Source organism: Mangrovactinospora gilvigrisea (assembly GCF_001879105.1).
Lineage (GTDB): Bacteria > Actinomycetota > Actinomycetes > Streptomycetales > Streptomycetaceae > Mangrovactinospora > Mangrovactinospora gilvigrisea.
In genome coordinates this window covers 42,219-60,924 of the sequence record NZ_MLCF01000067.1, presented here as the reverse complement: position 1 = coordinate 60,924, position 18,706 = coordinate 42,219, and the positions used below count along the sequence as shown (strand labels likewise).

The following is an 18,706-nucleotide window of genomic DNA, read 5'->3' as shown; positions in this document are numbered from 1 at the left end:
CGGGCAGCAGTCGTGGATGCCGACTCCGTCGGAATCGTCCTCACAGGCCTTGGGAGGGAGCTGTCCGTGGTGCTGTTCCGAGGCGGCTGGGCCGACGTGGACTACTTCGCCGGCATCGACGACTCAGGCACCCTGCCCGCACCCGCCATCAGCTCAGCAGTGGCCTTCGGCGACCAGCTCGACTCTCTCGTGGCCAACGTCTTTCGCCTCCTCACAGACCGAGCCGTGTGAGCGGAAACTGCGGACCAGGCTGGACGGCCGGTCAACCACTGCCGCGCGCCGCCCCCTTTGCTGGCGTTGGGGCGATGGCGACGTGCCCGGTCGGAGCCGCGAGGGTAGACGCGTCGTGAAGCAGCCGCGTCGGCGCGGCTGCTGGAGCGCGATCCGCCCTACCACGCCCGCCCACGTTGTGGATGGTGCTGGCCCTGGACACCGGCCGGATCGGCCCGGGATCGCACCGTCGGAGACGCTGAGGCTGATGACTATGAGGCGACCTCGCGAGCCCCAACCCGTGCCGGTAGCGCCAGCCCCGGCGGTCGACGTGGTAGGCATGTTCCTCGCCGGGGTGACCCTGGGGCCCTTCCTACAGGCCCTGGCCACTCGCGCGGCCACCACGACCTACGACAAGGCGCGTGAGCTGCTGCACCGCAAGACCCATCCCGGCCCGGGCGGGCTGCGGCTCCGGGTCGAGCACGCGGACGGTGAACAGGCTCACTTCGAACTGCCCGACCACGTCCCCGACGCCGCGCTGCGCGCCCTGCTCGAGACCGACCTGGAGGCCCTGGGTGCGGCGCCGAAGCGAGACGGTCAGCGTGATCTGGAACGAACAGTCCGCACGCTGGGAGCGGCATGTCCGCCGCAGCTGAGATCCGCCGCAAGGGCCAGCGCGGTTCGCTCTCGTGCTGTCGCATCCCGAGCGGGCCGGCGGCCGCTACGGTAGAGGCAGGTCTTTTCCACCGCTCGGCAGCACGAGGAGCACCGCAGTGACCGCACAGCCGCTGGAGCCGTCAACCGGCGCCGACCGGGTTCCGCGCACCGTCGACGGGATCGCCCAGGCGCTGTCCGGTGCCCGCCGCATGGCTTTCTACCGCGAGCTGGGTCTGGCCACCGCCGAGACCGCGCCGGCGGTGGTGCGCCGCTGGTGGGCCGAGGCCATGCTGGACACCGACCCCGCCCGCGACGCCATCCGCGCCCAGGTCGACAACGGCACGCTCCCGCTCTCCAGCTGGGACGAGGTCATCGCCAAGCGGCGCGCGCTCGGGCTTCCTGTTGAGTGACGGGATCGACGACGAGGGCTGGCCGTGCATTCCCTCCAAGCAGGTCCAGCAGATCCTCACGGATCCGAGCGTGCCGCCTCAGCTGTTCAGCGAGGTGATCGCATTGACCGTACGCATCAACGAACTGCGCGGGGAGCTGCCGGAGGCCACCGCCGATCCCGAGTGGCCGGCGATGCGGCGGGTGGGCATCGGCAAGGACGGCGCGCTGGGTGTCGCCGAGTACGTGATCATGGCGGATGCCGATGAGCCGCACGTCGTGCTCACCCGGATCCAGCTGATCTGAGCGGCGGGCGCGGACGGAGTGTAGTGCCGGCACGCGCCCGCCGGGTTGTGCTGCGGTTACGAGCCGAGGCCGCAGTCGGGCAGGGAGTTGGTCTCGCTGGAGATGGCGGTGTCGCGTACCCAGCCCCACCCGTCGTGCTTGGTGGAGGTGTCGCCCTGGGTCCACAGCCAGCGGTGCGGGTGCGGTCCGCCGACGTACGGGCCGCTGTCGATGCGGCAGAGGAACCAGCTGTGGGTGGAGTACATGTTGCCCTCGTGCGCCGACGGCGTGGGCATGTAGTTGGAGTCGTAGCCGACGACCTCGGCGCCGTAGGTGTTGTAGCACCACCACCGGTTGTTCGCGCCCTTGGTGCAGGCGCTCGCAGCGCTCGCGGGCGCTGCCGCGGTGACGGCGATTCCACTCGCTGCCACAACGGCAACGGCAACGGCCCCGATCCTGGTCTTCCATCCTCCGCGCATGGCGGCCGCCTCCTCGTGATGTACGTGCATCCGGAACACGCCAAAGCATCGGCGGTGCCATGCGGCCGGAGCGAGACCCTTGCCGCTGGGGGAAAGCCCCAGTACACGGCGTTGCTCAGGCCGCACTTGGCGGCTTCGCGCTGGTCTCTGGGGCTGTACGGCCGGGTTTCCGGAGGCGCGAAGGCGGGCGATTCACTCCGCCGCTGCGTTACTGCCCATCGACACTGACCAGTCATCAGCTCTGCTCTCGAGCTCGGGCGTCCGGGGCACCGCCTCCTTGCCGCTTAGGATTTACTGCTGTAATGTTTCGCTAATAGCGTAGCGACTCCTCCTAGCAGCGCTCCGCCGCGTCCCGACCGCAACCGCGGGGGCCGTGGCCCGCGCCGGAGAAATTTGTGGGCACCGCGGTGTCACACAGCCACCCTTCCCGACACCTGTAGAGGACGAAGAGCAACGAAGGAGAACTGACTGACATGACTACTCCCCTCTCGCCGACACCGAGCGCCGGCGCCCCCGTCGACCACAGCACGTGGACCATCCGGGTCCTGACCGTCTGGCACCCCGCCATCGGCCTGGCCATCGACCCGGTGGCCGTCCTGGCCATCGACACCGCCGCCGGCGCCGATCCCGCCCAGGTCGTGGTGTGGGTTCCCGAGACCCACAAGGCCGCGGCCCCGTGGCGCGAGCGGCTGGCCGGGCGCGTCAGCCTGGAGCAGGTGGCCGTCTGGGACCGCGAGGATGGGGTCTGCCAGGTCGCCGAGGCTGCCGTCCCGGAAGGATCCCTGGACCTTCGGCACGCCGCCGAGCTCGTTCTCGACGAGCTCCTGGCCGAGGTGATCCCGTCGCTGCCGCCGCGGCCTGGAGAGTGATGGGCACCAACGGCAAGACCAGCCACGCCGCGTACAGCATCGAGCCCAGCAGCAGCTCGGACAGCGTCGATGCCTCCGCGGGGCCGGGTTCGCCGCAGCCCGATGAGGCCGGCCCCGTACTTGAAGAGAGCGTGCCGGCCGATCTGGCGCAGGCACTGGAGGACCTGGAGACGATCGCCTCCGGCGGTGAGGGCGCGCTCGGCGGCTACCCGGAGGTGCCCGAGGACCCACTCGAGCAGTTCGAGGCGTTCGCCGCGCAGATTGCGGCCGCGCGCGAAGCCATCGAGAAGATGGCGGCCGACGGCGCTCCCCCCGAGGTGGTGCAGGCGCACCTGGACCAGCTGCGCGCGACCTCACTGGCCTACCTCTCGACGCTGACCCCGGACCAGCTGCGGGAGATCGCCGCCGCTCGGGGCTTCGAACACCCCGCGCTGGTGGGCCTGTCGGGCACGGGCCAGCATCCGCTGGTGCACTGGCTGGACCCGTACTACGACGCCGGCATCACGTCGAAGAACAAGATCCAGGCGGCGGCCCTGACCCGCTACGACCAACTGGTCGCCGGCCAGACAGTCGCCGGGATGACACTCGCCGACCTCCACACACTCGAAGGCACGACGCCCCCCGTGGGAACGCCCGAGGGCACCTGGACGGCGAGCGTCGCCCAGGTCGATCAGGCACTCAAGGCGCATGAGGCGGCCCAGCAGGCCGTCGTCGCCGCCAGCGAGGCCACCACACCGGAGCAGCTGAAGGCGCTCCTGGATGCCGACGCCACCTTGGCAAGCGCCCACTGCCCGGGGCTCCTCGAACTGGAGAGCCTCCAGGCGGGCAAGAAAATGGTCACCCATCATGCGCTGGCAGCAGGGGCGACGCCGGCGTCGGTCAAGCCGCTGGCCGATGCCGCGCTGGAGGCCGGCGAGATCTCGGAGGCGGAGCTCAACACCCTGACGCCGTATCAACTGACGGCGCTGATGAGCGGGACCGGGAAGGAAGCGGAGGCCTACGCCGAGATCGCCGCGCAGCGTCAACAGGACCTGGACAAGCTGGCCGCGGCCACTGCGGCCGTCCAGGCCGGCAAGGAAGACGGCAGCGCACCCCTGGCCCTCCCCGATCTGGCCTCGGGCCCCGAGGCCACAGCCACGGTAGCCGGATGGCTCGAGGCCGCCAGCACCGTCGGGCCACTGCAGCAGCACGTGCTGCCGTGGGCGTCGAAGTCACTCGGTTCCGCCGGCGGTCTGGCTCCGCTGGAGGCGCTCGGCGATCCGGCGGCCCTGACGGTGGAGTTCAAGGCGTGGGGCAAGGCGCAGAAGCTGTCGGACCTTCGTGCGCTCGCGGCCGAGATGGGGATGCCGGACACCCAGCACGCCTCGCGGGCCCATGTGCAGAACTATCTGGCCAGCCACTTCAACCCGCACATCGACCCCGCCGCGGCCATCGCGGGTGCTCAGGCGTCTGCGGCCGCGAAGAAGAACGCGGCGAAGATGCTCGGCAAGACCTCCGCGGCCGCGCCGAGCCAGCCGCCGGCTGCCACGGGTGCAGCGGCACCGGTCTCCTCGCCGGCATCCGTGCCGGCCGCGAAGCCGGCATTGAAGGCTCCGGTCAAGCCGGCGCCGCCAGGTTCCTTCCAGGCCAGAGTCCAGGCGATGGTGGCCAGCCTGGGGCATGCGAAGGCCGCCGCCAAGGAGGTTCCAGCGCGGATCGACACCGCCGCGGTCGAGGCCATGCCGCTCGATGCCGGCACTGCCGCGCACCTGGGCGGCACCTACGGCAAGAGCCTGCACACCGCGCCCGACGGGTCGAAGTGGCTGTTCAAGTCCGATCACCACGGCGGAGTGACCGCGCGCGCCGAGGCCGCGGCCTCGCATCTGCTCTCGCTCGGCGGCACTCCGGTCGTTCCCGTCTACGCCAAGGAGGTCGGCGGGCAGAGCGGCACCGTCCAGCCGCTGCTGATTGGCGCTACCCCGTTCCCGTCCAAGCCCGGCAGTTGGTCGCAGGCGCAGGTCGATGCGATCGTCCGCGACCACGTCGCCAGCCATCTGGTGGGCGACCACGACGGGCACGCCGCGAACATGCTCCTGACCCCAGGTGGGGCGATCGTGCGGGTGGATCGTGGCCAGGCGTTCAAGCACGCTGGCAGTGACAAGCTCGCGCTCGGCTACGCCCCTTCGGGCGGGGGTTCGCTGGACCCGCTGCACCACAAGCTGTATTACGCCTCGCTCAACGGCCAGTTGGCTCCCGGGGTGAAGGTCAACCCCGCCGTCGCCCACCCGGTCATCAAGTCCTTCGAGGAGATCCCGGACGCCCAGGTGCGCGCGGTGCTGCACACCGCCGCCCATGAGGGCGCCAAGCCGGGCAGCAACGCCGCCTGGGTGCCGGCCATGCGGGCGCGTGCCGCCAAGCAGCACAAGATCGCCCAGTCGACGGTGACCTCGAAGCAGATCGCGGAGGCCTTCCTGGATTGTGCGGTGGAGCGGAAGAACAGCCTGCGGCAGGAGTTCGCGGCCTTCTACGTCGATGAGCTGCAGATGCCGCACGCGGCGTCGCTGAAGTACGGAGGTTAGGGGAGGCCATGGGCACCAACGGCAAGACCACGCACAGCGCCTACGGTATCAGCCCCACCGCGCTCGCCCCGGCGCTCGCGCCGCCGTCTGGCGTGCCGGCCGACGCGCTGACCGAGCCTGGGCTCCTCGACAACGCCGTCGAGGAGACGGCAGCAGAGGCCGCCGCGGCGCCGGCGGCGGAGGCGGGTCTGGCGGCCCCCGAAGCAGACGGCGGGGGCGACGGCGGGACGGACCTGGAAGGAGCCAACGCGGCTGCGGGTGAGACGGATGAGGGCGAACCTGCCGGGCTGTCCGACCTCGAGCAGCTGCTGGAAGAGCCTGACCCGCCCGAGCAGGAAGCTGCTTCGCCCGATCTGGGCGAGGAGTCCGCACCTGCGGAGACCGCAGCCGAGATGGGCACGCAGGAGGCCGAGGATCACCAGGATCCGCCGCTGACGCCGGTGCCCGATGCCCCGCCGGCCGGGTCACCGACGGGGGTTCCCATCCTGGTGGGCGGGGCGGACTTCGTGAACGCTCAGGCGACCTTGATGGCCTACGCCGCTCCCGACGGCCCTCGTGAGGTGCTGCTGGCCCACGTCAACGAGGAGTCCGAGAGCCGGCTCCTGGAGTCGCTGGCGGTGCCCCAGATGGTCGAGGCGGAGGTCGAGGAGACCGTGCAGGCCCGTGTGCCGCTCGACGAGCAGCACCAGTTGGCGGAGAAGGTCACGGCCGCCACCAGCTCGCTGCAGCACAAACTCGACTACGGCCTCCCGGCCTCCCAGTCCACGCTGGAAAAGCACCAGGAGGCGGCCAAAGCTGTGCAAGCGGTGCTGGACACCCCCGGGCTGAGCGAGCAGGACCAGGCCATGGCCCAGTACTACAAGGACCAGGTCGATCTGATCGGCGCGAAGATCGCCTCCGGGGGCGCGCCGCTGCCGCACTTCTTCCCCTACACCACCGAGACCACCCAGATGGTCGTCAAACAGGTCCCCGGACCGGCTCCCGAGGACACCTTGGCCGCGCAGCAGCGGCAGGCCAGCCGCATCAACGCCGAACTGTCGGCCGAGAGCGGCGACGCCTGCTGGGACGGCCAAGCGCGCTCCTCGGCGAACGGCACCGAGTACGCGATCGATCTGGGTGAGGGATGGAGCGCGGTCTACCGCCCCTACAGCGGCAACGACGTGAGCACCACGGAGTTCAGCATGCGCGGCCAGCTGGAGGTGCACGCCCCGCCCGGTGCCGGCCACGGCAAGGAGCTCGTCGGCCGCCTGGAGCAGCTGAACCTCATCAACAAGCCCATGACGGCCGCCGAGGGCGAGTGGACCTATCTGACCAACAACGTCACCGCCCAGGACCTGCGCGACGCCCCCGGCATGGCCCAGGCGTTCGCCACCACCCAGGGTCTGGAGGACATGCATGTGCAGGAACTGATCCAGTCCCGGGCCGACAGCCTGATCGGCTTGGACGGGGACACGCTGCACCAGGAGGTCAAGCGCATCCACCTGGAGGCGGCACACCGCTCCCTGCCGCAGCGGGTGCAGGTGCTGCGCGAGGCGGTCGCGGTGGCGACCGGCCACGGCAGCGGGCAGCAGTTGGCGGCGAGCCCCGGTTACCAGCCCACACCAAACCTCTCCGGCCGATGGCTGACCTGGTCTCGGTTCGACGTCGCCCACAATCCCGCGCCGTTCCAGAAGGCGTTCGCCGGCAAGGCCTTGTTCCATGACGTCGGCGGGCTGGGCATCGCGGACCTGTTCAAGACCGGGGTACTGGCCTCCACCGAACGCCGCGCCACGATGGGGATCCAGACCGAGGTGGGCATGTCGGAGCAGAGCGACAAGTACAGCGGCGGCGCCAACAGCGTCTTCCTGCGCATCAGCCACTCCCCCGCCCACCTGGGTGCGGGGCGGCTGGTGTGGGACGATCCCAGCGTGCTGCTGCGCCGCTCGGACTACTACGCCTACGACGAGGACAACTACGGCATCAGCCCGGGCAAGGCGAAGGCCCTCCACGGCATGACCCGGGACCCGCTGCAGATCGCGCAGCACCACCACAGCGGCAACGAGATCATGTTCCGCGACGGCATCGACCTGCTCGGTGCCGAGGCCCCCAGCCGCATCATGTGCTCCGCTGCGAGCGAACGCGACAAGCTCCTCGCCCAGTTCGCCGACCGCGGCATCACACACCTGGGCAGCCGCCCCGTCGAGGAGGTTCTCCGCCTTGCCTGACCCCACCGCATCCACCACCGGCCGGCCGCCCTGGCTCGAGCGCCTGGCCGTCCTGATCGCCGGCGACCACGCGGCCAGCGGCGACCCGGTCGACGCCGGCGCCCAGATGTCGGTCGCCGAACCGGACGGCACCGAGGTCTTCCGCGCCGCCCTGGCCCGCCACCACCGCATCGATGACGAGGACCCCCACCTGATCTGGATCCGGCCCCTGCTCGGCGGCAGCGAAACACTCAAGGACGGGCCGGTGTTCAACCTCTCCCTGGTCCGACGCCGATCCCTCGGCTGGGACACCGGCGAGGTGGTCGACGACACCGTCGTGCTCCACCTGCGCTCCGGACAGGTCGCCACGGTGGGACCGGCCGCCGGCGAAGAACTGGCCCGCCTCCAGCGCTGGGACCGCTTCACCTTCCGCCTCACCGCAGCCGAACGCCGGGCCCTGGCCGCGCTGGACGCCGACTCCTGGCACGGAAGCTACGCATGATCCTGCTTGCCCACCATCCCGCCCCTGCCCCGCCGTGACACCTTGAGGAGACCGACATGAGCCAGCTGCGCGGCCACCCGCTCACCACGGCCCGTACCCGGGCACTGCGCAGCCCGCTGAGCCCCAGTCAGGCCCGCCTGCCTTTGGGCTTTCCCTGGCTGCGCCAACGCGTCGCGCACTTCGTCGACGTGGCCGAGCGGGACTGTGAACTGATGGTGGATCTGCAGGCCTACGCGGCGGCCACGGGCATCACGTTCGCCGACAATTGCGCGGCCCAGGTGTACTGGGGGCCGGTGGAGCAGCGCCGGCCGGTCCCGCTGCTGGCGGTCAACCTTGCACTGGTGCCCACCTGCGGCGAGGCCGACCAGGTGCTGGCACACGAGTTCATGCATCTGCGGTGGCCCTCCTATGGACACAAGGCCGTCGCGTTCCAGCGGGCCCAGGGCCTCCTCGACCGGCTCGCCGCCCCCGTTGCAGTCTAAGGTTTCGTGATACATAATTGCGTTAATGTCTGCACTGTCCGCTGTCGAAGGTGAGTCCGCCATGTCCCAGGTCGCCGCGTCGCTGCGCACGCTGCGCGAGCAGCACGGCCTGACGATCCCCCAGCTCGCCGCGGCCTCGGGCGTGCAGGCCCGCGCGATCCGCGCCTACGAAGGCGGGGAGCGGACCCCCCATGGCGCCAGCCTGGCCCGCTTGGCGGACGCGCTGGACGTGGACCCGGCCCGGCTCACCTCCGGCGGCACCCGGCCCACGCCCACCCTCGCCGACCTTCGGGCGCGGGCCGGCCTGAGCCAGCAGGAGGCCGCCGACGCGGCGGGGTTGACCCGCCGCGGCTACGGCATGGCCGAGTCCGGGTCGACCAAACGATTGGCCCCGCCGGTCGCCGACGCCCTGGCCCGGGCCTTCACCACCACCTCTGCAGCAGTCCTGACCGCTCACCAGGCGGCGCAGACGTCCGCGCTCCGCGACACATCCAGGTCCGGATCCGACCCGGCGCCGGCACCAGCGACCGCGGACCTGCCCCCGGGACTGACCACCGTGGCCGCGACGGCGGCCTGGTACGGCGTCAGCCCCAAGACGGTGCACGGCTGGTCCCAGGCCGAGGACTGGCCGCAGCCCCAGCGTGCCCTGTCCTCGCGCACGCTGTACTACCCGGTCGACGCGGTCGATGCCTGGGTGCGCCGCCACCGGCCGCGCGCGGCCGAAACTGCCGGAACCCGGCCCCCCGCCCCGACCGTCGAACCCGCCACCGCCAGCGCGGACGCCGCCGGCCACGACGCTTCCGCGGCCGCGCAGCCCGTCGAGCCACACGCTCAACCACGCCGGCTGGAAGGAAGCGTCACGACCCGGCAGCTCGCCGAGCACCTCGGCGTCGACCTGCGGCGCGTCCAGACCTGGACAGCCGACCCCGAGTTCCCGCCCCCCGACGGCATACGGCGCGGCCGCGGCCGCCCCTCACCCACCTACCCGGGCGCGGACGTCGAGGCGTGGGTGCGCGAGCACCGGCCGGCGGTCGCCGGCAGCGGGCTTCCGGCCCTGCCTGATCGCGATGCCGGCGTCCTGATGGACCTGCTGGAGTTCGGCCGGGTGTTGGGCGAGGCCTGGGGCGCTGAACCGGTCCGCTACCACACCATGCGCAGCTACCAGAGCCGCCGTCAGATCCCGCCGCCTGACCGCGTTCCGGGTGATGGTCTGGCCCCGCCGGTCATCGACCCGATGTGGTCCTGGTCGACGGTGGCGAGGCACGTACGCTCGCGGCCGCGTGGCCCGCGGCGAGGACACACCGACTAGGAGAGGCTTGGCGTCGTGGCTTCGGACGCCGCGGCCGCGGCGCCGGATCGCTCAGGGTTGCTCCCGGGTAAGGTTTGCCCAGCGTGCATCAAATGACGGTGGATCAGCAAACCGGCTTTAGTCGGCGACTTGGTGTCCTGAGCGGGGGTAATGGGCGTGGGGAACACAGCGACCCGAAGCGGGCAGCCGCGCAGTGTGGCGGATGAGGGAGCTGTCAGGAATGAGGCCGTCGGCAGGCCGTTGGTCCTCTTCCCGGCACGCGACAAGATCAACGGCCCCATCGTCGACGCGATGCGGAAAGTCCTCGATGCCAAGCCGTACGCGGTGACAGAGCTGTCGACGGATGATCCGGATACGTTCGCGGCCGCTTTCCGAGCACCGCGTCCCTTTCTGCTGGTCGATGCGCACAGCTGGGTGCAGCCCGGGTGGGTTGGTCTGGGTTGGAGGGACACGCCGATACCCCAGTTGGGCGCTCGCGTGCTGGTGCTGGGCTGCTGCAAGGGTGCGCAGCAGGAGATCCGTCGGACGCTGCGCGCGGGTCTGCAACGCCCCACTCCCGTCCTGGCCTGCACTGTCGACGAGGCGAAGTACAGTCATGGCCCAGCGCTGTGGCCGCACGTCCTTGAGCGTGTTCCGGATCTCGTCGCGACGGCCAGCGACCCGGACGCTGCCTGTCTGATCTTGAAGGAAGCTCTTGCGATGGCGCACTGGTCCGACCGGCGCCGCCGACTGGAGCCGAAGTGGATGGTAGACGTGCTGCAGCCGCTCGGACGCCCCGCGAACACACACATGTGAGATGGGCCGCCCCGTCTGGGCGCCTACGCGTGGCGTTCGCGCGACTTCTGTGGCCGTGGCGACGCGAACAGGGACGGCTGCGTGTCGAGGGCGTGTAGCCAGGACCGCAGACGGGGGAGGTTGGTGTCGGGGCCGTAGGCCAGGAACGTGCCGTCGACGGTGTCGCAGCCGAATCCTTCGGCCAGGCGCATGCGGCGGAGGCTGTTGACGCGGCCTATGTGGACTGCGAGGCCCAACGACTTGGCCGTGTGCGCGAGATGCCATGCCGCAGGGCTGGTCTTCCACTCGGTGCTACCGGCCAGGAAGAGCACGTCGATCTCGTCCCAGGGGATCAGGCCGTCGGCTTCCGAGCCGTCCTGGGCGGCGAAGGCCACGGGGATGCCGAGGGCGCGGATCGGTGCGAGCCAGGGGATCGACTCGGCGAGGGTGGCTTCGGCGTCCATGGGGACGTCCGGGGCGACGGCCCACAGGCAGCGCTCGGCGCCGTAGTGGTCGACCGTGGCGGCGAGCCACGCCATCCACGCGTCCGCTCCGGGCCAGCCTTTGCCGAACTTGCCGTTGTCGCAGGCGTAGAGGGCGCCTTCGGGGATGCGGTTGCCCTGGGCGGGGGTGGTCATGCACCCCAGCAGGCCCGCGCTCATCGCGGCGCGGGCCTCGGGGCCGGAGGGTGTGGCCAGGTAGCGCACGGCGGATGGCGTCCGCTCAGCCGCGCCACGGCTGGTTGAGGCGCCGGCGGGCGTCCTCCTCCAGCGCATCGGCCTCGGAGCCGTGGACGGACTCGTAGGCCGCGAGGTCCATGGCTTGGCTGCAGATGGCGGCGATCTCGGGCGCGCTGCGCTCGGCGAGCCGGAAGAGCAGGCACATCGCGGAGGCTCGGAGCGGTACCTGCTTGCTGACGGCGACGACGACGGACATGATCTCGGCGTCGGTGGCCGGGTGAGTCGCGCACCCGGTCGCCAAGCGGGCCAGGATCTCGCGGCAGTGGACTCGGTAGAGCAGCGGCTGCTCCAGCCCTGCGATGGGGCGCAGCAGTGTGAAGGACTTCCACAGGCGCTTCGCGGTCGTCTCGTCCGGCGCGTGGGCGCAGGCGGTCTCGATCTCCTGCTCGGCGATGGCCATGAACGGGAGCTGCTTTTCGACCGCTTCGGTGACCGGGCGGAGCATGGCCTCGATCGGTGTCGGGCTGGTGGTGGGCACGGTGGCTCCTTGTGACGGCGGTGGGCGGCGTCCGGCCGCTGGGTTGGGGCAGCGGCCGGACGCCGGGCTGGAAGGGGGGCGGGTCAGCGGGCGGTGGTTCGGCGCAGCCAGGAGGGCCGGGAGACCCGGCGGCGGCGCGCGGCTGGGGTAGGGAGCGCGGGCAGGGCCTGGGTCAGGAGCGGAGGCGTGTGCCCGGACAGGTGGAACAGCGCGCCGTACAGGTCGCGGTTGTGGTGCAACAGCAGCGGCACGGGGACGGTGGCCCGGACCTGGGCCAGGGCCTGATCGGGCGTCAATTCGGCGGTCAGGACGAGGTAGCGGGCGGCGACGGCAGCGGTGCGGCTGCGCCCGGCGGCGCAGTGCAGCAGCACCCGCTTGCCCTCGCGGCGCAGCGCCTTTACGGTGCGGGCGGCCTGGTCCAGGACGTAGGCGGGGTGGGCGTCGGCGCCGGGCCGGTCGGTGAGCCAGACCGGGATGTGCTCGGCGTTCGGGGAGTTGGGGAGGATCGGGCCGGTACCGACCCGGCACAGGGAGACCACCGCATCGACGGAGAGGCCGTCCATGGAGGTGGCGGCCAGGTTGCCGAGCACGAGCCCGGGGTCGGCGGGCAGGGCTGCCGTCCAGGGCTGCCGCTCGGACGGGGCCGGGGCGAGGCGGCGGGCGGTGGGCCAGCCGCAGTTGTCGTCCCAGCCGCCCTGGGCGGTCAGCACGGCCATGCGCGTGAGGTCGGCGGCGCGAAGGCCCGGCCAGCCGTGCACGGTGCGCTGCCAGGCGAGCGGGACGGCCGAGGCGCCCCAGCGGGCGCCGAGCAGCATTCCGGCGATGGCGGCGACGGTGTCGGTGTCGTTCCCGGCGCGGACGGCGGCCTCCAGGGCCTGCTGGAGGTGCTGGGCGGGGAAGGTGCCAGCGGCGGGGTCGTGGCGGGGGATCGGGGTGCGGGTGATGGCCGACCACGCGGCCTGCAGTGCGGTGACGACCCAGCCGTTGGGGGTGAAGGCGTGCGGCGGGCGGCCTTCGGCCTCATCCAGCCGGGCGCTCCAGATGCGGGCCTGCTCCGGCGACAGCAGCGCCAGGCCGTCGCGCACACCGCGGAAGGAACCGGTGAGCACGGCCTGCCGGACGCCTTCGCTCCACAGGATGCATGCGGCGACGCAGTCGGGGTCGGGGTGGGTGAGGCTGCTGACCGCGATCGCCGTGCGCGCGGTGGCGGCCGGGTCGTTCAGGTGGGTGAGGCCGAGGATGCCGGTGCGCATCAGCGAGCCGTTCCCTGCGGCGCGGGAGGTGCGGTGGGTGTGGTCGATGGCGTGCGCGATCAAGGCGCGGGCCGGCTGGCGCCGGTGGTCGGAGCGGCGGCGGGCGCCGGTCAAAACGGCGCTGGTCTGGGCGCCGATGTCGGTGGCGCCGTGCTGCTGCCAGGCGTGGAAGCCCAGGGCGATCTCGTCCAGGGCGGTGCGCGGGTCGACGCCGCGCGCGGTCGTCTTGGCGATGACGGCGTGCATCTGGGTGTCGTCGCTGTACTCGCCGGGGGCGTAGGGGCCCAGTCCCCCGCCCACCATCTGCGGCTGCTGGTGGGGTCGGAGGGCGGGTGCGAACTCGTAGGGCACACCGAGGGCGTCACCGGCGGCGGCACCCAGTAGGACACCGCCGGCCCGGTCCGTCTGGGCGGGGCTGAGGGGCGCTTCGGGCGTGCGGGGGCTGGTGGAGGGCATGGGAGCTCCTGGGATTGGGCGGGGGTTGGCGGGCCGTTCGGCGGCCCCGACGAGACTTGAGATTGCCATAATGGCACTTCTTCGTCAATGGCGTTCCGCCGAGCCGCAGAGCCGAGCCGCTTCAAATGCCGTCATGAGCTGGAGATTTGGCGATCACATGAGGCTGCGATCGGGTGTGTCGAACATGCACCTCTTGCCATCACGAGGTTCACAGCTGTATTGTTTCGTTTAATCGTTGGGGCGCCGGAGGTTCCGCGTCCCGGCCCCTGTCGTTGCTGGGCCGCTGCCCGCACGCCCGCAATCCGCCTGATCGTCCGTCAGGAGTGCATCCGCATGCCCGAGTCCTTCTCTCCCGCCCACCAGGTCGGCTCCGGCGCTCGCGCCGAGACCGCCTCGGACGCCTGCCTGTGGACTCCTCCCACCCCGCGCGAGCTGGTCGAACTACGGCAGCGCATGGAGGAGTACCAGCGCGCCGAGGAGGCCCGGATTCCCCTGGCGACCGCGATCTCGCTCGGGCAGAACTCGGTCAACCCGCTGGTGGCCGGAGCGGCGAACCCTGACCTCGCCTCCGCCGCCGTGCTGGGCGCCCAGGAGGCGGAGCGGCTGGCCGATGCGCGGCTGTACCTGGTGGATGCCAAGACCACGGCGGCCGCCGTCGCCGCCGCGGCCACACCCCCCGAGGAGGTGATCACCGCAGACCGGCCGGTCTCCCCCAACGGCCTGATGGTCTTTCAGACCCCGATCGGCACCTATCCGATGAACAACCCCTTCAGTGGGTCGCCGCTGCGCGCCCCGATCGTCGCGGTCTCCTGGGGGCTGTGGCAGGCCGACCCGGCCGACAGCAGGGTGCGGTGGTCGACGAACACCGTCGGCGGCACCTTGCTGCTCCCGCCCGGATTCCGCGGCATCTGGTTGACCTTCTACACCGACTGCACCGCCGCCTTTCGGGCGATGGACCCCGGCACGCTCGTACTGGACTCCTCAGGGCAACCCACCACCGCAGGCGCTTTGGTCCGCGAGCTCTCTGCCCCCGGGAGCCCCCGGCTGGTGTGGGACAACGAGACGATCATGCCGCTGGGTTTGCCGTTTCCTCCGGCCGGAACGCCGACCGGCACCACCGGCATGTGGACCCGCACCGTCTACCGCCTGTGGGAGCTGATGACCCGGGACGGCTCCGAGGCGCAGGTGGAGACCGCCGTCGTGCAGCGCGATCGCGCCGAGCGCAAGCGCGACCGGCGGGCCGGGATCACCGGTGACGGGGACGTGCGGGTGGGCACCTACCGGCCGCGCACCCCGGCAGTCGACACCGAGGCCGACCACCAGCCCACCGCGGCGCGGCGAACCGCCTCCACGCCCGAGGAGCGGTGGACGGTGCCCCCCTACCGCCAGAACAAGTGCCTCAACCCCCGGGCCCACGCAACCGGCGGCTGCACGCACGCCGACGTCACCGTCACCAAGCACGTCAACGGCCCCAAGGGGCGCCCGGTCCGGGTCTCACGCGGCCCGGTCAACCTCGTCAAGCTCCCGGCCCACCCACCGCGATAGCCCGCCCGCCGCGCGCAGGCCGCCTGCGCGGCCGCCCGCGTGCAGCGGGACCCCAGGGTCGGCGGCGTCGAGCGACCGCCCGCCTCCCCAGGGACTCCCGCACCCTCCCTCTCTCCCCCCTTGGAGTTCAGATGGCCCTCTACGGGATCCCGCCCGCCGGGCTGCGCCGGGCCCTGGCCCCCGATGACGGCGGCACCCACGCCCACCAGATCGTCGAGCAGGCCCACGGATGGTGGGTCGAGCACCACGGCGGAGCCGGCGGGCCCGCCGCGGCGGTAGGTGTGGTTGCCGCCGTCGCCCTCGCCGCGCCCCGCTCGGCCGAAGGCCCGGACCATGGCTCGGCGCTGCTGCCGCTGGACGACGACGGCGTCGCCGCGGTGCTGCTAAGGGTGTGGAACGGGCTGTGGTTCGCCGCGCCGACGCTGGCCGATCTCACCCGCCCACTGCACCGCTGGCTGGCCGACGCGGACCGCACGCAGACGGCCGGGCTCGCCAACTTCACACGGATCCTGGTGCGCGCCGGGCTGCTGGAGTACTGCAGCGACATCCGGCGGTGCGAGAGCGAGGACGTGCTCGGGCTCCTGCTCCAGCGCTTCCGCAGCCGAGCCGAGCGCCAGCAGAGCGGGGCGTTCTTCACCCCGGCCCGCGCCGCCGACGCCCACGCCCAGATCCTCCTGTCCCCTCCCCCGCCCTACGGCGCCCGGTTCCTGGAGCCGTGCGCGGGCACCGGCACGATCGTGCGGGCCGCCGCCGCGACGCTGCGTCATCAGGGCCTGGACCCGGCGCAGTTCCACTGGTGGCTCAACGACCTCGACCCGATCAGCGCGGCATGCTGCGCGGTCAACGCCGTGCTCTGGCGCCTCGGCCCGAACGTCACGGTCTCCTGCGCCAACGCCCTTCACGGCATCGACGGCATCGAGGCCGAGGTCCACGCACGGGCGGAGGCCGCGCTCCGGGCGCGGACGCGCCGCCCCGTCCTGTACCCGGCGGTCGCACACGCCGCCCACCCGAGCCGCTGACCGCACCCCGCGGCCCGGACCGCCCCATCCCGGCCGCGATCTGACGACCCATCGGCACCCCCGCCCGGGGGCCTGCCGCCTCCACCCGCCGAAGGAGACCCCGCATGTCCGCACACCATGAGATCCCGCCCGGGCGCGGAAGCGTCCGCATGCTGCTCGACCGGGGCGTGCACCCGGCGACCCGCTTGCCGCTCCTGCCCGGGACCAGCTGCGAGGACTGCATCCACCGCCTGGCGCCGACGGCGCCCCGCGGCCGTCATCACCGCTGCGCCCAGGCGGTCTCGCGGCGCCGCGGCCCCAATCTGCCCCCGGGTATGCCGGGTTGTCGGCGCTGGACCGCCGGCGCGTAGGGACACCCACCCCTGCAGTTGCCTATCCTCTCGGGTGGCTGTACTTTGCTGATTGTCGGGGCCTGCGGGTTCACTGCAGTCCCCGGCCGCGGCCGAGAACCAGCAGCCCGATCGGAGAGCGCCATGCTGCCCGCAGGTTCGAGCGAGCGCACCTCGCTCGCCGAGATCGCCGAGCGGTACCACGTCACGCCGTGGACGGCCCGGCAGTGGGCCAAGGAGGCCAACTTCCCCCCGGCGATCGCCACCGGGGCGGGCGGGAGCGAGCTGCGGGAGGCGGAGGCGGTCAACGCCTGGGTGCGCACGCACCGCCCCGGCTTCTGGGCCGTCGGTCAGGCCGGCGACAACCCGCTCGGCCTGCCCGCCGGCGCACCGGATGACCTGCTGACGCTGGCGCAGATCGCCGAGCTGATGGGCCAGGCGCTGGGTGTCGAGCCGCCGAAGGTCACCGCCTTGCGCTCCTCGGTCTCCAAGGGCGACTTCACCCCGCCCGACCGCACCCGCGCAGACGGCCTGGAGCCGCAGGTCTCCCAGGCCATGTGGCGCCGAGCCACGGCCTACAAGGAGATCGAGCGGCCGCGGGAGTTCCGCCGGCGCCGCGCATCCGGCGAGCGCCCCGCTCCCGCCCCGGCTTCCCCGAAGCGTCCCGTGCCCACGACCGGCGTCCTGGATGTCGACGGTCTGGCGCGCCGCTACGCCGTCAGGCCGGCGACCGTCCAGGCCTGGGCGCGCACAGCAGGGTTCCCGGCCCCGGAGGCCGAGGGCTGGTGGCCCGTGGAGGCCGCCGATTCCTGGGTCGGCGTCAACCGGCCGCAGTACGGACCGAAGCCCCGCGCCGCCGCGCCGGCGCAGACCGAGCCCGCCTCGGAGCGGGACGACGCCACCAGGCTGACGTTGGCGGACCTCGCCGCCCGGTTCGGGCTGCCCGAGCGCACCGCGGCCGGGCCCAACTGGGCGGGTGCACGCACCACGCGCGACCGGCGCGACGGCGCCGCCCGGCGGGCCTTCCCCGCCCCGGACGCCGACGGCACCTGGCCGGCGGAGGAGGTCGACGCCTGGGCGGCCGAGCACCATCCCCGCGACGCCCAGGTAGCCCAGCTCGCGCGCCGCTACGGCGTCACCGCCCGGACCATGCGCGGCGAATCATGGATGCGCGCCCGCGCTGAGCACGACGAGCGCGCCGGTGCCGACAAACCGGCCTTCCCCGCCCCGGGCTCAGACGGCACCTGGTCGGTGGAGGAAGTCGACGCCTGGGCAGCGGACCGCCATCCCCGCGCCGCGCGACGCGCCCGCGCCGGAACCTCCGCGATCGTCCCCCCGCCGGCCGGCGACCCCGACGACCTGCTGACCCTGCGCGACTTCGGCCGCATCCTGGGACTGGCCACTCGGGGCGAGCCGTTGGGCATCGAGACCATGGACTCCTACCGTTCCCGCGGCCAGATCCCGGCACCGGACCGGACCCGCGGCGACGACCTGCGGCCGCGCGTCCACGAGGCGATGTGGCTGCGCAGCACCGTCGACGCGTTCGCCACCACCCGCCCGGGCTCCGGCCGGTACGGCCGACGCACCTGAGCCCGTGCACCCCGCTTTCGCGTAGACCGCACCGCACCGCACCCCAGATAAGGCGCAGCTGACGCGGCGACAGGCCCGCCCGGTCGCTGCGGGCGGGTGATCCCTGCTTCGCCCCTGGACCGCCCCGGACCTGCGGCTCTGCGCGGTTCCCTACAACTACATAGTTGCTAATTCTTTCTAGTCTATGTATTGTTAGCATTCGGTGGAGGCGGCTCGGCCTCCCACCGCTCCTCGTCTGCTGCACTGGCGCGCTTTGCTGCCGCCGATGCCCCTGCCTCGGGAGAGGACTCATGGCATTCACCATCACGGACATGGCCGCCAGCGTCGCTACGAACACCGCGGAAGCCATCCCGGCCGGCTACGCCTTCGACGTCGGCGTCGCGGAACCCGCATTCACCCATGCGCTGTCCGCCGTCGATTTCGAGTTCGGCGCGACGTTCCTCGGCACCAAGGCCGAACTGCAGGCGATGGTCCGCCGGTTCGCCGCACTTATCGAGCTGCTCCCTGAGGATCGACCGGACGGCACCGTGCGGTCGCTGGTCGACCTCCGCAAGCTCGGCGAGGACGGCTATCCGCTCGACGTGACCGACTGAGGCGCATC

General features: G+C 72.2%; 19 protein-coding genes. 15 read left to right on the top strand and 4 right to left on the bottom strand.

Annotated features, from left to right (window positions below):
* The first annotated feature begins 66 nt into the window (after positions 1-66).
* The 4 genes from BIV57_RS25180 to BIV57_RS13795 all read left to right on the top strand — a co-directional run bounded on the left by BIV57_RS25180 (position 67) and on the right by BIV57_RS13795 (position 1,560).
* The gene (locus BIV57_RS25180; protein ID WP_175548754.1) at positions 67-231 is read left to right on the top strand and encodes a hypothetical protein; all 165 of its coding nucleotides are present in this window, start codon (positions 67-69) and stop codon (positions 229-231) included.
* A 319-nt stretch (positions 232-550) separates the two neighbouring features.
* A complete protein-coding gene (locus tag BIV57_RS13805; protein ID WP_071657077.1) occupies positions 551-940 on the top strand; it encodes a hypothetical protein in 390 nt (129 codons plus the stop codon).
* A 43-nt stretch (positions 941-983) separates the two neighbouring features.
* A complete protein-coding gene (locus tag BIV57_RS13800) occupies positions 984-1,277 on the top strand; it encodes a hypothetical protein (RefSeq protein ID WP_071657076.1) in 294 nt (97 codons plus the stop codon).
* The gene (locus BIV57_RS13795) at positions 1,270-1,560 is read left to right on the top strand and encodes a hypothetical protein (RefSeq protein ID WP_071657075.1); all 291 of its coding nucleotides are present in this window, start codon (positions 1,270-1,272) and stop codon (positions 1,558-1,560) included. Before BIV57_RS13800 ends, BIV57_RS13795 begins: the two co-directional genes overlap by 8 nt.
* 56 nt (positions 1,561-1,616) lie before the next feature.
* On the opposite strand, the gene BIV57_RS13790 is transcribed toward BIV57_RS13795, so the two are convergent.
* Entirely contained in the window at positions 1,617-1,970 is a 354-nt protein-coding gene (locus tag BIV57_RS13790; RefSeq protein ID WP_079170307.1) for a hypothetical protein, read from the bottom strand.
* Between the two features lie 521 nt (positions 1,971-2,491).
* On the opposite strand from BIV57_RS13790, the gene BIV57_RS13785 reads away from it, so the two are divergent.
* From BIV57_RS13785 to BIV57_RS13755, 7 genes are all read left to right on the top strand, one after another.
* Complete coding sequence (locus BIV57_RS13785) at positions 2,492-2,887, top strand: hypothetical protein (protein ID WP_071657073.1); 396 nt, start codon at positions 2,492-2,494, stop codon at positions 2,885-2,887.
* The gene (locus BIV57_RS13780) at positions 2,887-5,445 is read left to right on the top strand and encodes a hypothetical protein (RefSeq protein ID WP_071657072.1); all 2,559 of its coding nucleotides are present in this window, start codon (positions 2,887-2,889) and stop codon (positions 5,443-5,445) included. The genes BIV57_RS13785 and BIV57_RS13780 overlap by 1 nt, the downstream gene beginning before the upstream one ends.
* 8 nt (positions 5,446-5,453) lie before the next feature.
* Complete coding sequence (locus BIV57_RS13775) at positions 5,454-7,649, top strand: hypothetical protein (protein WP_071657071.1); 2,196 nt, start codon at positions 5,454-5,456, stop codon at positions 7,647-7,649.
* Positions 7,642-8,130 carry a hypothetical protein gene (locus BIV57_RS13770; RefSeq protein ID WP_071657070.1) on the top strand — a complete coding sequence of 163 codons (489 nt, stop codon included), beginning with the start codon at positions 7,642-7,644 and terminating at the stop codon, positions 8,128-8,130. The genes BIV57_RS13775 and BIV57_RS13770 overlap by 8 nt, the downstream gene beginning before the upstream one ends.
* A gap of 56 nt (positions 8,131-8,186) precedes the next feature.
* Positions 8,187-8,612 (top strand): hypothetical protein, encoded by a 426-nt coding sequence (locus BIV57_RS13765; RefSeq protein ID WP_071657069.1) that lies wholly within the window; start codon positions 8,187-8,189, stop codon positions 8,610-8,612.
* Positions 8,613-8,673: 61 nt separating this feature from the next.
* Positions 8,674-9,921: a helix-turn-helix domain-containing protein gene (locus BIV57_RS26430; RefSeq protein WP_071657068.1), complete on the top strand. Its 1,248-nt coding sequence runs from the start codon at positions 8,674-8,676 to the stop codon at positions 9,919-9,921.
* A 240-nt stretch (positions 9,922-10,161) separates the two neighbouring features.
* Positions 10,162-10,716, top strand: coding sequence for a hypothetical protein (locus tag BIV57_RS13755; RefSeq protein WP_175548753.1), 555 nt, complete (start codon positions 10,162-10,164; stop codon positions 10,714-10,716).
* 23 nt (positions 10,717-10,739) lie between these two features.
* On the opposite strand, the gene BIV57_RS13750 is transcribed toward BIV57_RS13755, so the two are convergent.
* The 3 genes from BIV57_RS13750 to BIV57_RS13740 all read right to left on the bottom strand — a co-directional run bounded on the left by BIV57_RS13750 (position 10,740) and on the right by BIV57_RS13740 (position 13,622).
* A complete protein-coding gene (locus tag BIV57_RS13750; protein ID WP_071657066.1) occupies positions 10,740-11,402 on the bottom strand; it encodes a hypothetical protein in 663 nt (220 codons plus the stop codon).
* Positions 11,403-11,418: 16 nt separating this feature from the next.
* The gene (locus tag BIV57_RS13745; RefSeq protein ID WP_071657065.1) at positions 11,419-11,913 is read right to left on the bottom strand and encodes a hypothetical protein; all 495 of its coding nucleotides are present in this window, start codon (positions 11,911-11,913) and stop codon (positions 11,419-11,421) included.
* A gap of 83 nt (positions 11,914-11,996) precedes the next feature.
* Entirely contained in the window at positions 11,997-13,622 is a 1,626-nt protein-coding gene (locus BIV57_RS13740) for an ADP-ribosylglycohydrolase family protein (protein ID WP_071657064.1), read from the bottom strand.
* A gap of 333 nt (positions 13,623-13,955) precedes the next feature.
* On the opposite strand from BIV57_RS13740, the gene BIV57_RS13735 reads away from it, so the two are divergent.
* The 4 genes from BIV57_RS13735 (at position 13,956) to BIV57_RS13715 (ending at position 18,698) form a co-directional block, all read left to right on the top strand.
* The gene (locus BIV57_RS13735; RefSeq protein ID WP_071657063.1) at positions 13,956-15,167 is read left to right on the top strand and encodes a hypothetical protein; all 1,212 of its coding nucleotides are present in this window, start codon (positions 13,956-13,958) and stop codon (positions 15,165-15,167) included.
* 131 nt (positions 15,168-15,298) lie between these two features.
* Positions 15,299-16,186, top strand: coding sequence for a DNA methyltransferase family protein (locus BIV57_RS13730; protein ID WP_071657062.1), 888 nt, complete (start codon positions 15,299-15,301; stop codon positions 16,184-16,186).
* A 473-nt stretch (positions 16,187-16,659) separates the two neighbouring features.
* The gene (locus BIV57_RS13720; RefSeq protein ID WP_071657060.1) at positions 16,660-18,105 is read left to right on the top strand and encodes a hypothetical protein; all 1,446 of its coding nucleotides are present in this window, start codon (positions 16,660-16,662) and stop codon (positions 18,103-18,105) included.
* A gap of 290 nt (positions 18,106-18,395) precedes the next feature.
* On the top strand, positions 18,396-18,698 hold the full coding sequence (locus BIV57_RS13715; RefSeq protein ID WP_071657059.1) for a hypothetical protein: 303 nt from the start codon (positions 18,396-18,398) through the stop codon (positions 18,696-18,698).
* The last annotated feature ends 8 nt before the right edge of the window (positions 18,699-18,706 follow it).

Coding starts and splice junctions, on each gene's coding strand:
- BIV57_RS13805 (WP_071657077.1), top strand. CDS start 551: ATGTTCCTCGCCGGGGTGACCCTGGGGCCCTTCCTACAGGCCCTGGCC.
- BIV57_RS26430 (WP_071657068.1), top strand. CDS start 8,674: ATGTCCCAGGTCGCCGCGTCGCTGCGCACGCTGCGCGAGCAGCACGGC.
- BIV57_RS13720 (WP_071657060.1), top strand. CDS start 16,660: ATGCTGCCCGCAGGTTCGAGCGAGCGCACCTCGCTCGCCGAGATCGCC.
- BIV57_RS13785 (WP_071657073.1), top strand. CDS start 2,492: ATGACTACTCCCCTCTCGCCGACACCGAGCGCCGGCGCCCCCGTCGAC.
- BIV57_RS13730 (WP_071657062.1), top strand. CDS start 15,299: ATGGCCCTCTACGGGATCCCGCCCGCCGGGCTGCGCCGGGCCCTGGCC.
- BIV57_RS13735 (WP_071657063.1), top strand. CDS start 13,956: ATGCCCGAGTCCTTCTCTCCCGCCCACCAGGTCGGCTCCGGCGCTCGC.
- BIV57_RS13765 (WP_071657069.1), top strand. CDS start 8,187: ATGAGCCAGCTGCGCGGCCACCCGCTCACCACGGCCCGTACCCGGGCA.
- BIV57_RS13740 (WP_071657064.1), bottom strand. CDS start 13,622: ATGCCCTCCACCAGCCCCCGCACGCCCGAAGCGCCCCTCAGCCCCGCC.
- BIV57_RS13775 (WP_071657071.1), top strand. CDS start 5,454: ATGGGCACCAACGGCAAGACCACGCACAGCGCCTACGGTATCAGCCCC.
- BIV57_RS13780 (WP_071657072.1), top strand. CDS start 2,887: ATGGGCACCAACGGCAAGACCAGCCACGCCGCGTACAGCATCGAGCCC.
- BIV57_RS13715 (WP_071657059.1), top strand. CDS start 18,396: ATGGCATTCACCATCACGGACATGGCCGCCAGCGTCGCTACGAACACC.